The 13586-nt window shown below is 64.8% G+C and carries 15 protein-coding genes; 13 read left to right on the top strand and 2 right to left on the bottom strand.

Going from position 1 to position 13586, the window contains the following annotated elements; genetic code table 11:
• Window positions 1-26 precede the first annotated feature (26 nt).
• Both htpG and ACVJGD_RS23565 read left to right on the top strand, forming a co-directional pair.
• Window positions 27-1883, top strand: coding sequence for a molecular chaperone HtpG (htpG, locus tag ACVJGD_RS23570; protein WP_456636555.1), 1857 nt, complete (start codon window positions 27-29; stop codon window positions 1881-1883).
• Between the two features lie 107 nt (window positions 1884-1990).
• A complete protein-coding gene (locus ACVJGD_RS23565) occupies window positions 1991-3142 on the top strand; it encodes a DUF3095 domain-containing protein (RefSeq protein WP_456636554.1) in 1152 nt (383 codons plus the stop codon).
• 192 nt (window positions 3143-3334) lie between these two features.
• Here the strand turns inward: ACVJGD_RS23565 and ACVJGD_RS23560 are convergent, their stop codons facing one another.
• Both ACVJGD_RS23560 and ACVJGD_RS23555 read right to left on the bottom strand, forming a co-directional pair.
• Complete coding sequence (locus ACVJGD_RS23560) at window positions 3335-3778, bottom strand: DUF2147 domain-containing protein (RefSeq protein WP_456636553.1); 444 nt, start codon at window positions 3776-3778, stop codon at window positions 3335-3337.
• 192 nt (window positions 3779-3970) lie between these two features.
• A complete protein-coding gene (locus ACVJGD_RS23555; protein ID WP_456636552.1) occupies window positions 3971-4498 on the bottom strand; it encodes a GNAT family N-acetyltransferase in 528 nt (175 codons plus the stop codon).
• 261 nt (window positions 4499-4759) lie between these two features.
• On the opposite strand from ACVJGD_RS23555, the gene ACVJGD_RS23550 reads away from it, so the two are divergent.
• The 11 genes from ACVJGD_RS23550 to ACVJGD_RS23500 all read left to right on the top strand — a co-directional run bounded on the left by ACVJGD_RS23550 (window position 4760) and on the right by ACVJGD_RS23500 (window position 13077).
• Window positions 4760-5356, top strand: a complete 597-nt coding sequence (locus ACVJGD_RS23550; protein WP_456636551.1) for a superoxide dismutase — start codon at window positions 4760-4762, stop codon at window positions 5354-5356.
• Between the two features lie 233 nt (window positions 5357-5589).
• Window positions 5590-5973: a fluoride efflux transporter CrcB gene (gene crcB, locus ACVJGD_RS23545; RefSeq protein WP_456636550.1), complete on the top strand. Its 384-nt coding sequence runs from the start codon at window positions 5590-5592 to the stop codon at window positions 5971-5973.
• 184 nt (window positions 5974-6157) lie between these two features.
• Complete coding sequence (locus ACVJGD_RS23540) at window positions 6158-6757, top strand: permease (protein WP_456636549.1); 600 nt, start codon at window positions 6158-6160, stop codon at window positions 6755-6757.
• Window positions 6754-7254 carry a hypothetical protein gene (locus tag ACVJGD_RS23535; protein WP_456636548.1) on the top strand — a complete coding sequence of 167 codons (501 nt, stop codon included), beginning with the start codon at window positions 6754-6756 and terminating at the stop codon, window positions 7252-7254. The genes ACVJGD_RS23540 and ACVJGD_RS23535 overlap by 4 nt, the downstream gene beginning before the upstream one ends.
• 51 nt (window positions 7255-7305) lie before the next feature.
• Window positions 7306-7506, top strand: a complete 201-nt coding sequence (locus ACVJGD_RS23530) for a hypothetical protein (protein ID WP_456636547.1) — start codon at window positions 7306-7308, stop codon at window positions 7504-7506.
• Window positions 7507-7509: 3 nt separating this feature from the next.
• Complete coding sequence (locus tag ACVJGD_RS23525; protein WP_456636546.1) at window positions 7510-8262, top strand: metal ABC transporter ATP-binding protein; 753 nt, start codon at window positions 7510-7512, stop codon at window positions 8260-8262.
• A 178-nt stretch (window positions 8263-8440) separates the two neighbouring features.
• A complete protein-coding gene (locus ACVJGD_RS23520) occupies window positions 8441-9310 on the top strand; it encodes a metal ABC transporter permease (protein ID WP_282529426.1) in 870 nt (289 codons plus the stop codon).
• Between the two features lie 5 nt (window positions 9311-9315).
• Complete coding sequence (locus ACVJGD_RS23515) at window positions 9316-10203, top strand: metal ABC transporter solute-binding protein, Zn/Mn family (RefSeq protein WP_456636545.1); 888 nt, start codon at window positions 9316-9318, stop codon at window positions 10201-10203.
• Window positions 10204-10264: 61 nt separating this feature from the next.
• Window positions 10265-11311 carry a CobW family GTP-binding protein gene (locus ACVJGD_RS23510; protein WP_456636544.1) on the top strand — a complete coding sequence of 349 codons (1047 nt, stop codon included), beginning with the start codon at window positions 10265-10267 and terminating at the stop codon, window positions 11309-11311.
• Window positions 11311-12327 (top strand): WD40 repeat domain-containing protein, encoded by a 1017-nt coding sequence (locus ACVJGD_RS23505; protein WP_456636543.1) that lies wholly within the window; start codon window positions 11311-11313, stop codon window positions 12325-12327. Before ACVJGD_RS23510 ends, ACVJGD_RS23505 begins: the two co-directional genes overlap by 1 nt.
• Before the next feature lie 33 nt (window positions 12328-12360).
• Complete coding sequence (locus ACVJGD_RS23500) at window positions 12361-13077, top strand: MgtC/SapB family protein (protein ID WP_456636542.1); 717 nt, start codon at window positions 12361-12363, stop codon at window positions 13075-13077.
• Window positions 13078-13586 lie beyond the last annotated feature (509 nt).

The following is a 13586-nucleotide window of genomic DNA, read 5'->3' as shown; positions in this document are numbered from 1 at the left end:
TCGACCTGTCAGCCAAGCGATTTGCCATGACCACCACCACCCCCGAATCCCAGCCATTCCAGGCCGAGGTTGCCGAGCTCCTCCACCTGATGGTGCACTCGGTCTATTCGGAGACCGATATCTTCCTGCGCGAACTGATCTCGAACGCCTCCGACGCCTGCGACAAGCTGCGTTATGAGGCGATCGCCGCGCCGGACCTGATCGCCGACGGGGCGCCGCCGAAAATCTGGATCAGGCCGGACAAGAAGGCCGATACGCTGTCGGTGATCGACAGCGGCATCGGCATGGACCGGCAGGAGCTGATCGACAATCTCGGCACCATCGCGCGCTCCGGCACCAAGTCGTTCCTCGCGCGGCTCACTGAGGCCAAGGACGGCACCAACCTGATCGGCCAGTTCGGCGTTGGCTTTTATGCCGCTTTCATGGTCGCCGAGAAGATCGTCGTGATCAGCCGCCGCGCCGGAAGCGATCAGGCCTGGACCTGGACCTCGTCCGGCGGCAGCGGCTTCGAGATCGCGCCAGCAGGCGAGGAGGATGCCAAGCGCGTCACCCGCGGCACCGAGATCGTGCTGCATCTGAAGAAGGATGCCGCGAAATATCTCGAGACCTATGAGATCGAACGCATCGTCCGTGCCTATTCGGACAACATCCAGTTCCCGATCGAACTGGTGCCGGAGGAGGGTGAGCCAAGCCAGATCAATTCCGCCAGCGCGCTGTGGCAGCGGTCGAAATCGGAGCTGTCGGAGGAGGATTACAAGGAAGCCTATAAATCGATCGCCGGCGCCTTCGACGAGCCGGCGATGACCTTGCATTATCGCGCCGAGGGCCGGCAATCCTATGCCGTGCTGTTGTTCGCGCCGTCGACAAAACCGTTCGACCTGTTCGAGCCGGCGCGCAAGGGCAGGGTGAAGCTCTATGTCCGTCGCGTCTTCATCGCCGACGATGCCGATCTTCTGCCCGCCTATCTGCGTTTCATCCGCGGCGTGATCGACAGCGAGGATCTGCCGCTCAACATCTCGCGCGAGATGCTGCAGAACAATCCGCAGCTCACGCAGATCCGTAACGCCGTGACCGGCCGCGTCATCGGCGAGTTCGAACGATTGGCGGATAAGGAGCAGGACGCGTTCGCCAAGATCTGGGACGCCTTCGGCCCGGTCCTCAAGGAAGGCCTGTGGGAGGATTACGAGCGGCGGGAGAAGCTGTTGGGCCTGGCGCGCTTCACGACCACCGCGGGCGAGAACCGTTCGCTCAAGCAATATGTCGAGGCTATCAGGCCGAACCAGACCGATATCTATTATCTCACCGGCGACAGCGTCGAGCGGCTGAAGTCGAACCCGAAGCTGGAGGCCGCGCAAGCGCGTGGCGTCGAGGTGCTCCTGCTCACCGATCCGGTGGATGCGTTCTGGACCTCGGCGCCGATCGATTTCGGCGGCAAGCCGCTGAAGTCGCTGAGCCAGGGCGACATCGATTTCGGCCTGATCCCGCTCGTCGATGACAAAGCGGACGAGAAGGACAAGCCGCCGGCGGACGAGGCCACGACGATCGCTGCGATCAAGGAGGCGCTCGGCGAGCGCGTTGCCGATGTGCGGGCCTCGCAGCGGCTGACCTCGAGCGCGTCGTGCCTTGTCGGCGGCGGCCGCGACCGCATGCTGGAACGCCTCCTCGCCCAGCAGAACCGCGGCGCGGTGACCAAGCCGATCCTCGAGGTCAATCTGCGCCATCCCCTGGTCGCCGCGATCCCTCGCGAAAAGGACGCGGCGAGGGATCTGTCGCTGCTCCTGCTCGAACAGGCCCAGATCCTCGAGGGCGAACTGCCGGAGGACCCTGCGGCATTCGCCGGCCGTCTCAATCAGTTCGTGCTGCGCGGGCTGGCGAAGGCGTAACGGGCGCTCCCTTCGTAGCCCGGATTGCGGTTCGCTCCATCCGGGCTACGCAACCAATTTCAAGGCCCGGCGTATCTGCTAGACAGACTCCGAAAGCGGAGCGGTCCATGGTGGCGGCAGGCGGCAGCGAGATCTTCTACGGCGGCATCCCGGTGTTCCGCGGCTTTGCGCGTCTGATGGAGCCGTCGCTGTATTCGCCATTGCCGGACGACTGGACGGTCGGCGTCGCCGACATCGTCGAATCGACCAAGGCGATTGCCGCACAGCGCTACAAAGCGGTCAACATGGCGGGAGCGGCGGTGATCGCTGCCGTCACCAATGCACTCCAGGGCCGCGAATTCCCCTTCGTGTTCGGCGGCGACGGCGCAAGCTTTGCGGTCGCGCCCGCCGATCTCGATGCCGCGCGCGCGGCGCTGGCAGCGACTGCGACCTGGGTGAGGAACGATCTCGATCTCATCATGCGCGTGGCGCTGGTGCCGGTGAAGGAAATCCGGGCGCAAGGCTTTGACGTCCGCGTCGCCCGCTTCGGGCCGTCGGCCAATCTCTCTTATGCGATGTTCTCCGGCGGTGGGCTTGGCTTCGCGGAAGCCGCGATGAAGCGGGGTGAGTTTGCTGTCGCGCCGGCGCCGCCGGGCACGCAGCCCGATCTCAGTGGGCTCTCCTGCCGATTCGAGGAAATCCCCTCCGCGCGCGGCGTCATCCTGTCGGTGCTGGTGGTCCCGGCGAAGGGCGTCGATCCCTATGCCTTCCGCAAGGCGATCGAGGAGGTCATAGCGCTCGCCGAACAGAATCCCGATGCTGGCCGTCCGGTGCCATCGAACGGGCCGGCGCTGCGCTGGCCGCCGCAGGGCCTCGAGTTCGAGGCGCGCACCAAGCGCGGCGGCCCGCTGTTCGCACGGCGCGTCCTGGTGCTCGCCGTCACGCTGTGGGCCTACACCGTCATGCGCTTCGGCATCACGATAGGCAAGTTCGTGCCGAAGGATTATCTGCGGCAGGTGGTCGAGAATTCCGACTTTCGCAAATATGACGACGGCTTGCGGATGATCCTCGACTGCAGCGAGGAACTTGCGCAGGCGCTCGCCCAACACCTGGCGCAGGCTTCGGCCAACGGCGTCGTGCGTTACGGTCTGCACCGGCAGGATGCCGCGATGATGACCTGCTTCACGCCGTCGGCGATGCGCAGCGACCACGTGCATTTCATCGATGGCGCCCGCGGCGGCTACGCTAGCGCCGCGACAGCCATGAAGACGATGGCTTGATTTGAAGATCGAGCGCCAATGCCGCCGCGGGTTTCACCTCTCCCATAGGGAGAGGTCGACGCGAAGCGTCGGGTGAGGGGTTACGGTCCCTCGTTAGAGCACATCCCCTCACCCGGATCGCATTCCGCTGCGCTGCATGCGATCCGACCTCTCCCTATGGGAGAGGTGAAGATGCGTGCTTCTCGCGCTGAGTCAGCGTCCCACGCGCGTCCAGGTTTCGCCGCCGCAGAGCGCGCCGACGCAGCCTTCGACCCGTAGCGTCTCGGGGCCGGCGAGCGAAATGCTGCTCGCATAGGTGCCGCCGTCATCGGCGTTGTAGATCTGGCCGGCCCACTTGCCGCCGTCGGCCGGCCGCATGCCCGAGAACAGCGGCAGCCCGAGAATGGGGCGGGTGGTGAGCGCCGGATTCGGATTCTTGTTGTCGACCTGCGGCCTGCCGGTCGCGGGATCGATCGGCTCGCGCAGGGAGACGATTACACCGCAAATCCCGCCGCCGCATTTGCTGATCTTGACGCGGGCGTCCCCCGCCTGCGTCTGCCAGACGCCGGATGGATCGGCCGCGCCCTGCGCGTGCGCCATCGGTGCGGCCAGTAATACCGCCAGCATCGCGGCGACAAGCACTGATCTGCAAGCCATGATTCGTTCCCCAAAAAAAGCAGGCCTGCATAGCAACAATTCAGCTTTGTGCAATCTCACTTCCGCGCGTTCGCGCGCGATCATTTGCCCCAGTTCGTGATGCGCACCAGGCGTCACTGCACGGCCGGCGCGAGGATCGATGGATGACGTTCGACATGTTATGGGCGGGCTTACCGGCGCCTCATGCAGAGGTCACCATGGCAGGCCGCATAGGTCGATGGTGCCCGTATCAGGCGCGCGCTTGATGTCGAACACAAACGGCGCCATCGCCTCGAAGCGGATGCGCCCGTTCGGCTGCTCGCAATAGACCTCGCCGGTGAACGGCCGCCAGCCACGCGCCTGGTAGAACGCGAAATTGTGCGGCTCGCAGAATAACAGCACGAAGCGGGCCGCTTCATTGGCGCGCACGGTCTCGACCGCGGCGTTGAGCGCGATCGAAGCGTAGCCGCGGCGCCGGCAGTCACCGCGGGTCGCAACCCCGCCGATGCCGCCGATATGGATCTGGTGTCCGTTCCAGATGATGGTGCGGAAGTGGATGCCGACATGGCAACCGACACCCCCCTCGGGCGCCTCGATCAACACGCGCAGGTCGGCGTTCGCCCACTCGATATGGCCCCACGGCAATTTCGCGACTGCTTCGGGCGGCCAGACCGCCTGAAGCAGCGGCTCCACCGTCTTCCAGGAAGCATCCCCGTTGAGGACTTCGATCTCGATGCTCACTTGAGTGGCCCTTGCATTCCGTTCGCGCGATCTTACTCGCACGAACGGGAAAAGGCACCTGAGCCCGCGTCCTGCCGCTGGGAGCTGATCTTAAGCATTTCATTCCCAACAATATTTTGGAGTTGGTTCGTTGCGCTGACGTTTTGCAGATCGCCTGCACGGCCTGCATGCCTGCGCCGAAAATGCGGTGTTTAACTGTGATGGAACCTTCTATAAGAGGTCTCCGTTAGTGTCGTCTCCCATCATGTTGGACATCGCACCATGACTTTCACGCTACCCGACCTCCCCTACGCCCACGACGCCCTCGCGCCCTACATGTCGAAGGAAACGCTGGAGTACCATCACGACAAGCATCATCAGGCTTACGTGACCAACGGCAACAACGCGATCAAAGGGACTGAATTCGAGGGCAAATCCCTCGAGGAGATCGTGAAGGGCTCGTACAACAAGAACGCGGCCGTCTTCAACAATGCCGGCCAGCACTACAACCACATTCACTTCTGGAAGTGGATGAAGCCGAATGGCGGCGGCGGCAAGTTGCCGGGCCGGCTCGAGAAGAAGATCAATGAGGATCTCGGCGGCTTCGAGAAGTTCAAGGCCGATTTCGCCGCCGCCGGCGTCGGCCAGTTCGGCTCCGGCTGGGCCTGGCTGCAGGTCAAGGGCGGCAAGCTCGAGATCTCCAAGACGCCGAACGGCGAGAACCCGCTGGTCCATGGCGCGGTCCCGATCCTGGGCGTCGACGTCTGGGAGCACTCCTACTACATCGACTACCGCAACCGCCGTCCCGATTATCTGAAGGCGTTCGTCGACAACCTCATCAACTGGGACTACGTCGACGAACTCTTCGGCAAGGCGTGATTTTCCAGCAGCGTCAATCATGCCACAGCATCCCGACCCTCCCCTGAAAGGGGAGGGTCGGTTCGCATGGCAGCGAAGCGTAATGCGAACCGGGGAGGGGTCAGCTCTCTCCACTCGGGCACCCTCTCTGCAGAGAGACCTGACCCCTCCCCACCGCTCATTTCATTCGTGTCGACTCTCCCTTTTCAGGGGCGGGTGTAGTTCCTCTCGGCGACACACCAGCGGGGGCAGTGGTGGGAACGGCAGCAAGCTATTTTCTGGTCTTCTTTGGTGGCGGCTTGGGCGCGATGCTGCGCCATTTCGTCAATATCGCCTGCGCCCGGTTCGGCGCGGACTTTCCGTACAGCACCTTCATCATCAACATCACAGGCTCGACCGTGATGGGCCTGATCGCGGGCTATCTCGCCTTCAAGGGCGAGGCATCGCAGCCGTGGCGCCTGTTCCTGATGACCGGCATCCTCGGTGGCTACACCACCTTCTCCGCCTTCTCGCTCGACACCGCGCTGCTCTACGAACGTGGTGAACTCGGGCTGGCAGTTCTCTACGTACTCGGCTCGGTCGCCCTCTCGATCGCCGGCCTGTTCGCCGGACTGGCGCTGGTGCGTCATCTCACGTGATCCTCTCCGTCATTCCGGGCTCGATGCTGTCGCATCGCCCCGAAATGACGACTGGAGAGAGCGCCGCACCCGCGCATGGCCATAGCCTGCGCGTGCATGGATGCATGGCCAGCTTCCGTTTGCGTCGCCTTTGTGACGGGACTAAGCAGGATGGAAATTCTCTACCCGCCCCGGCCCCATTGCCTTGTCAGATGCACCGCTGAAAGACCCGCCGCCGGCCGATGACGCCGCGGAGGCCGCGCCTCCCGGCCGCGTACGCAAGCCGCTCGGCTGGTCGATGATCTCAATCCTCGCGCTGGTCCTGGTCAGCGCCGGCCTGGTGTATCGGCGCGATGGCGTCGATGGTGTGCTCGAGATTCTCACCCACGACCTCTCGCTGTTCGGCGGCATCCTGCCGCGTGTGCTCGCGGGCTGTCTGTTGGGCGCGTTCATCGCGGAAATTCTGCCGCACGAAAAGGTCTCACGCTCGCTCGGACCAAAGTCCGGATTGAAGGGTCTGCTGATCGGCACCGCCTTCGGCGCGATCCTGCCGGGCGGTCCCTTCACCGCCTATCCGGTGGCGGCGGCGCTGCTCACCGTCGGCGCCGATTTCGGCGCGACGATCGCGATGGTGGTGAGCTGGACCCTGATCGGTTACGGCCGCGCGGTCGCCTGGGAATTGCCGATCATGGGCACCGAGTTCACGCTGTGGCGGATCGTGATCTCGCTGCCGCTGCCGGTGCTCGCCGGCGCCTTCGGCCGCTTCGTCTATGCCCGCGTCTATCCGAACGGCGCGCCGGAATGAGCGCGGCACTTCTGATCGACATCCTGCTGTGGGGCTCGGTCGCAGGCGTCGGCTACATCGCCTGGCGGCGCGGCGGCACGGTGCTGGTGTCGTCCTTGCGCGAAGGCTCGCTCGAATTTGCGGGCATCATGCCGCGGATCGCGATCGGCGTGGTCGGGTCCGGCTATATCGCCGCCGTGATCCCGCAGGAGATCATCACCGGCTGGCTCGGCCCGGATAGCGGCTGGCTTGGCGTCTTGACCGCCGTCGTCGCGGGCGCGGCGACGCCGGGCGGGCCGGTGGTCGGCTTTTCCATCGGCGCGGTGGCGCTGAAGGCCGGCGGCGGCCCGCCCCAGGTGATCGCCTACGTCGTCGCCTGGGCGCTGTTCGCCTTCCAGCGGGTGATCTTGTGGGAAATCCCGTTCATGCCGGCCCGTTTCGTCTGGTTCCGCGCCGCGGTCTCGGTACCGTTTCCGTTCCTGGCCGCCGCCATCGCCATGGCGATCGGCAAACCGTGAGCGGCGGCCACGGTGGACTCGCGTAATGTTATAATGTAACGTTCGGGGCAAATGGCTCACGCGCATACCCATACCCACGACCACGTCCACGGACGTGCCCACGATCATGTCCATGGCCACGGTGCGGAGACACCGCATCCGGCGCAGGCGGCGTCCTGGTCGATCCTGCGCATGACGGTCGCCGCACGGCTTGCCGCAGCGCTCGCGGTCTGCGCCGCCCTGTGGGCCTTCGTTCTGCTCGCGATGAGGTGAGCCGTGCCCGCGCAACTGCAATTCCGCAATGTCACACTCGGCTATGACCGCCATCCGGCGGTGCACCACCTCAACGGCGAGGTGGCCACGGGCGCGCTGCTCGCGGTGATCGGCCCGAACGGGGCCGGCAAGTCGACGCTGCTGCGCGGCATCACCGGCATCCTCAAGCCGCTGGCCGGCTTGATCCATCTCGGCGGCCTCGACCACAGGGACATCGCCTATCTGCCGCAGTCGGCCGAGATCGACCGCAGCTTCCCGATCTCGGTGTTCGATTTCGTCGGCACCGGCCTGTGGCGCGGCATCGGCCTGTTCGGCGGCATCGGCAAGGACGCGCGCGACAAGGTCCTCGCATCAATTGCCGCGGTCGGTCTCAACGGCTTCGAGAACCGGCCGATCGGCACGCTCTCCGGCGGGCAGATGCAGCGCATGCTGTTCGCGCGGGTGCTGCTGCAGAATGCGCGATTGATCGTGCTCGATGAGCCCTTCAACGCCATCGATGCCAAGACCACCGCCGACCTGCTGGCGCTGGTCAAGCGCTGGCACGGCGAGGGGCGCACCGTGCTGGCGGCGCTGCACGATCTCGACATGGTGCGCGCCAATTTCCCGGAAACGCTGCTGCTTGCGCGCGGACCGGTGGCGTGGGGGCTGACATCAGAGGTGCTGACGCCGGACAATCTGACGGTGGCGATGCGGATGTGCGAAGCCTTCGACGACCGCGCCGCCGCCTGCGCCGTGGACACTTCACGCGCTGCCTGAAGCCCGATGAAATTCGAATTACATCCGCGATGGACGCTGCGCTCCCTCTCCCGCCTGCGGGAGAGGGTCGGGGTGAGGGTGTCTCCGCGATGGGACTATCCGTGGGGAGAGAGCCCTCACCCGCTGCGCCAAGAGCGCAGCGACCTCTCCCGCGAGCGGGAGAGGTGAAGTGAACTCGCTGCTCACTGACGCGCTGATCGCGCCCTTCACCGAGTTCGAGTTCATGCGCCGCGCGCTCGCCGCCGTGGTCGCGCTGTCGCTCGGCGCGGCGCCGATCGGCGTGTTCCTGATGCTGCGGCGGATGAGCCTGGTCGGCGACGCCATGGCGCATGCGATCCTGCCGGGCGCGGCGATCGGCTTCCTGCTCTCCGGGCTCAATCTGTTCGCAATGACGGTTGGCGGCCTGGTCGCGGGCTTTGCGGTGGCACTGCTGGCCGGCCTCGTTGCCCGCAACACGGAGCTGAAGGAGGACGCCTCGCTCGCCACCTTCTACCTGGTCTCGCTGGCGCTCGGCGTCACCATTGTCTCGATCAAGGGCACCAATATCGACCTCCTGCACGTGCTGTTCGGCGACATTCTCGCGATGGACAACCAGACGCTTCTGGTGATCACCTTCAACGCCACCATCACGTTGTTGGTATTGGCGGTGATCTACCGGCCGCTGGTGATCGAATGCGTCGATCCGGTGTTCCTGCGCACAGTCAGCCGCGCCGGGGCGCCGGCGCACCTGGCGTTCCTGGCGCTGGTCGTGGTCAACCTCGTCAACGGCTTCCATGCGCTCGGCACGCTGCTCGGAGTCGGCCTGATGATCCTGCCGGCCGGCATCGCGCGATTCTGGTCGCGCGACATCACCGGCATGATCTGCATCGCGGTCGCAAGCGCGATGCTTTCGGGCTATGCCGGGCTGGTGCTGTCGTTCCAGACCCGGATTCCATCGGGCCCCGCGATCATCCTGGTCGCGGCGGGCCTCTATCTGGCCTCGCTCCTGTTCGGCAATGTCGGCGGGCTGGTCCGCCAGATGTTCCCCGGCCGGCATCTGGAGGCATAGCAGCGATGCGACGGTGGTTCTGGCTCGCGCTGCTCGCGCTCATCACGCTTGCCGGTCCGGCGCGTGCGCAAGACCGCTCCGCTCGAGAGCGCCTCAACGTGGTCGCCAGCTTCTCGATCCTGGCCGACTTCGTGCGCAATGTCGGCGTCAACGGCGTCAACGTGACGGTGCTGGTCGGCCCCGAGGGCGATGCTCACGTGTACAGGCCGACGCCCGCCGACGCAAAAAAGGTCGCGGAAGCGAAGCTGCTCTTCATCAACGGGTTCGCCCTTGAGGGCTGGCTGCCGCGGCTGGTCCAATCCGCTGGCGGCAAGGCGGCCGTCATCACTGCTACAAGCGGGATTGCTCCGATCAAGCTGGGCTCGGACGTCGATCCGCATGCCTGGCAGTCCGTCGCCAATGCGAAGATCTACGTCGCCAATATCCGCGACGCGCTCGTGGCCGCGGCCCCCGCGGATGCCGCAGCCTTTCGCGCCGATGCGGAAAGGTATCTGGCAGAGCTCGACGCGCTGGACAGCGAGGTGCGGCAGGCGGTTTCCGCCATCCCGGAAGCGCGCCGCAAGGTGATCTCGACCCACCGTGCCTTCGGCTATTTCGCGGCCGCCTACGGCATCGAGTTCATCGCCCCCGTGGGGGTCTCGACCGAATCCGAGCCCAGCGCTCGCGATATCGCTGGCATCATCACCCAGATCAAAAAGGCGAAAATTCCGGCGATTTTTCTCGAAAATATCAGCGATCCCCGCCTGATCCAGCGGATTGCGGACGAGACCGGGGCCAGGATCGGCGGGACCCTCTATTCGGACAGCCTCACTGCCGAAAACGGCGAGGCACCCACTTACATTGCGATGGTCAGGCACAATATAAAGGCCCTGACCAGCGCGCTCGGCCACTAGGGCAGGGGCCCTCCCTGCCGGCCCGGGCAGCGCATTCTTTAGTTCCGCCCCCGGAGTTGCCATGCCAGAACCTTCTTCGTCAAAGATCCCTGTGACCGTGCTGACGGGCTATCTCGGCGCCGGCAAGACCACGCTGCTCAACCGCATCCTGTCCGAGAACCACGGCAAGAAATATGCCGTCATCGTCAACGAATTCGGCGAGATCGGCATCGACAACGACCTGATCATCGGCGCCGACGAGGAAGTGTTCGAGATGAACAACGGTTGCATCTGCTGCACCGTGCGCGGCGACCTCGTCCGCATCATGGACGGGCTGATGAAGCGCAAGGGCAAGTTCGACGCCATCATCGTCGAGACCACGGGCTTGGCCGATCCCGCGCCGGTAGCGCAGACCTTCTTCGTCGACGAGGATGTGCAGAAGAACGCCCGGCTCGATGCCGTCGTCACGGTGGCCGACGCCAAATGGCTCAGCGACCGCCTGAAGGACGCGCCCGAGGCCAAGAACCAGATCGCGTTCGCCGACGTCATCGTGCTGAACAAGACCGATCTCGTGTCCAAGCCGGAGCTCGCCGAGGTTGAGGCCCGCATCCGCGGCATCAACCCCTACGCCAAGCTGCATCGGACCGAGCGCTGCAAGGTGGAACTTGCGGACGTGCTGGAGCGCGGCGCCTTCGACCTCGACCGCATCCTCGACATCGAGCCGGACTTTTTGGAAGCCGACGATCATGACCATGATCACGATCATCATCACCATGGCCACGACCATCACCACCATGATCATAGCCACGGCTTGAAGCATTACCACGATGAGGACATGCAATCGCTGTCGCTGCGCACGGACAAGCCGCTCGATCCCACGAAGTTCATGCCGTGGTTGCAGAACCTCGTTGCCACCGAGGGCCAGAAGATCCTGCGCTCCAAAGGCATCCTCGCCTTCGCCGGCGATGACGACCGCTACGTGTTCCAGGGTGTCCACATGATGCTGGAAGGCGACCATCAGCGGCAGTGGAAGGAGGACGAGCCACGCGAGAGCCGGCTAATCTTCATCGGCCGCGAATTGCCGGAGCAGGCTATCCGCGACGGCTTTGAGCGCTGCATCGTCTCGTGATGAGCGAGTTCGACCCGGGCGAGTTGCCCTCCATCGCTTCGATGACCGACCAGGTACGGCCAGTGCCGCTCGGCATGGCCGTCACATCAGTGCATTTCCTTGGCGACACCGCCCACTTCGTCGGCGCCGAGGAGAATGTCGCCGTCGTCGGCGGGGACGGCGAAGTCTCGCAGACGCCGGTGCATGGCGGCGCCATCCTCTGCTCTGTCTCTGATGGCGAGCGGATCGTCATGGGCGGCGACGACGGCAAACTGGTCGCGCTCAACGCCAAGGGCGAGGTCGCGACGCTCGCGACGGACCCGAAGCGGCGCTGGATCGATACCGTGGCGCTGCATCCCGATGGCGCGGTGGCGTGGTCTGTGGGCACGACCGCCTTCGTCCGCCCGGCCAAGGGCGAGGAGAAATCGTTCGACGCGCCGTCCACCGTGGGCGGCCTTGCCTTTGCGCCAAAGGGCCTGCGGCTCGCGATCGCCCATTATGGCGGCGCGACGCTGTGGTTTCCCAACATGGCGGCCAAGCCGGAATTCTTGGAATGGGCCGGCTCGCATCACGCCGTCACCTTCAGCCCGGACAACAAATTCCTGGTTACCGCGATGCACGAGCCGGCGCTGCATGGCTGGCGGCTTGCCGACAACAGGCACATGCGCATGAGCGGCTATCCCGGCCGGGTGCGATCGATGTCGTGGAGCGCCGGCGGCAAGGGGCTTGCCACGTCGGGCGCGGACACCGTCATCATCTGGCCCTTCACCTCCAAGGACGGACCGATGGGCAAGCAGCCGGCGATGCTGGCGCCGCTGCAGGCGCGCGTTTCGGTCGTCGCCTGCCATCCGAAGGACGACATCCTGGCCGCCGGCTATAGCGACGGCACCGTGCTGATGGTGCGGATGGAGGATGGGGCCGAGATCCTGCTCCGCCGGAACAAGGGCGCGCCGATTTCCGCACTGGCCTGGAACGCCAAAGGCACACTATTGGCATTCGCGGACGAAGACGGCGACGGGGGTCTGTTGGAGTTTTAATCTTCTGTCGTGTCCAAGCCGTATTGAGGGGCCATGCGGTTTCTGACGACCTTCCAGCTCGCCGATTTCTTCGACACGCTGATGAGCCTGACCACAGCGTTTGTGCTGGGCACGCTGATCGGCGCCGAACGACAATACCGCCAGCGCACCGCGGGCCTGCGCACCAACGTGCTGGTCGCCGTCGGGGCGGCCGCGTTCGTCGATCTCGCGATGCGCCTGTCGGGAGCAGATGGGGCCGTGCGCGTGATCGCCTATGTCGTGTCGGGCATCGGCTTCCTCGGCGCCGGCGTCATCATGAAGCAGGGCATGGACGTGCGCGGGCTCAACACGGCAGCGACCTTGTGGACGTCCGCCGCGGTCGGCTCCTGCGCCGGCGCCGACATGGAGGCGCAGGCCGCGATGCTCACCGTGTTTATCCTCGCCGGCAACACACTGCTGCGGCCGCTGGTGAATGCCATCAACCGCATTCCGCTCGACGAACGGGCGTCCGAGGCGACCTATTATTTCAAGCTCGCGGTCTCAACCGAAGCCTTGCCCGACATGCGCGATCAGTTGGTAGAGAAGCTCGAGGCCGCCAGCTACCCCGTGGCCGATGTCGAGGTCCAGGAGATCGGCGACGATCTGCTGGAGATCGTGGCGACGCTGGTCAGCACGGCAGTCAATCCCAACGAGCTGAATGCCGTGGTCGTCGACCTGCAGCGCCAGGTGGGCGTCCGCCACGCCACCTGGGAAGTCAACACAGCCGATTAGGGCGTGCGGGCCAAGCGGATGTGCCATCGTAAGTCAGGGTGCATCGCCACAGAGCCCAACAAGCGGTGTCAGTTATGTTTACGGTTAGTACAATCTGCGCTAGGCTTCTGTGGACCGCTGCAATTTTAGGGGTATAGATATGGCGCGAAGAGCTGCCTTTTCCCTGGGAGCGCTGTTGCTTGCTTCGTTCATTGCGTCGTCCTCTTATGCCGATTGCCGACTCGGCGTAGACCTTGCCGGTGCCTCTGACCGCGACCTCTTGTACTCGTTGGACGGTCGGTCATGGCAGACCTTCAGTGGGTTCGCTCAATTGGATCCGATGCCTTCCGCACGCCCGATCTCCTTCCTTTACGTAATGCGAACGGATCCCACTTCGCCGCGCGCCGGGGCCTTGGTTATCAAGTACGGGCGTCTCGTTTCGGCCGGAGCCCCTACGACTGGACCGCAGGAAACAGTTCACTTGGTGAGGAACGAGGCCGCTGCCCGATTCACGAACACCTGCTCGATCT

It is taken from the genome of Bradyrhizobium sp. USDA 10063 (assembly GCF_054063735.1).
The sequence above is the reverse complement of the archived record's forward strand: the minus strand, read 5'-3'. Positions and strand labels throughout refer to the sequence as shown.

Coding starts and splice junctions, on each gene's coding strand:
- htpG (WP_456636555.1), top strand. CDS start 27: ATGACCACCACCACCCCCGAATCCCAGCCATTCCAGGCCGAGGTTGCC.
- ACVJGD_RS23565 (WP_456636554.1), top strand. CDS start 1,991: ATGGTGGCGGCAGGCGGCAGCGAGATCTTCTACGGCGGCATCCCGGTG.
- ACVJGD_RS23560 (WP_456636553.1), bottom strand. CDS start 3,778: ATGGCTTGCAGATCAGTGCTTGTCGCCGCGATGCTGGCGGTATTACTG.
- ACVJGD_RS23550 (WP_456636551.1), top strand. CDS start 4,760: ATGACTTTCACGCTACCCGACCTCCCCTACGCCCACGACGCCCTCGCG.
- ACVJGD_RS23535 (WP_456636548.1), top strand. CDS start 6,754: ATGAGCGCGGCACTTCTGATCGACATCCTGCTGTGGGGCTCGGTCGCA.
- ACVJGD_RS23530 (WP_456636547.1), top strand. CDS start 7,306: ATGGCTCACGCGCATACCCATACCCACGACCACGTCCACGGACGTGCC.
- ACVJGD_RS23515 (WP_456636545.1), top strand. CDS start 9,316: ATGCGACGGTGGTTCTGGCTCGCGCTGCTCGCGCTCATCACGCTTGCC.
- ACVJGD_RS23510 (WP_456636544.1), top strand. CDS start 10,265: ATGCCAGAACCTTCTTCGTCAAAGATCCCTGTGACCGTGCTGACGGGC.
- ACVJGD_RS23505 (WP_456636543.1), top strand. CDS start 11,311: ATGAGCGAGTTCGACCCGGGCGAGTTGCCCTCCATCGCTTCGATGACC.
- ACVJGD_RS23500 (WP_456636542.1), top strand. CDS start 12,361: ATGCGGTTTCTGACGACCTTCCAGCTCGCCGATTTCTTCGACACGCTG.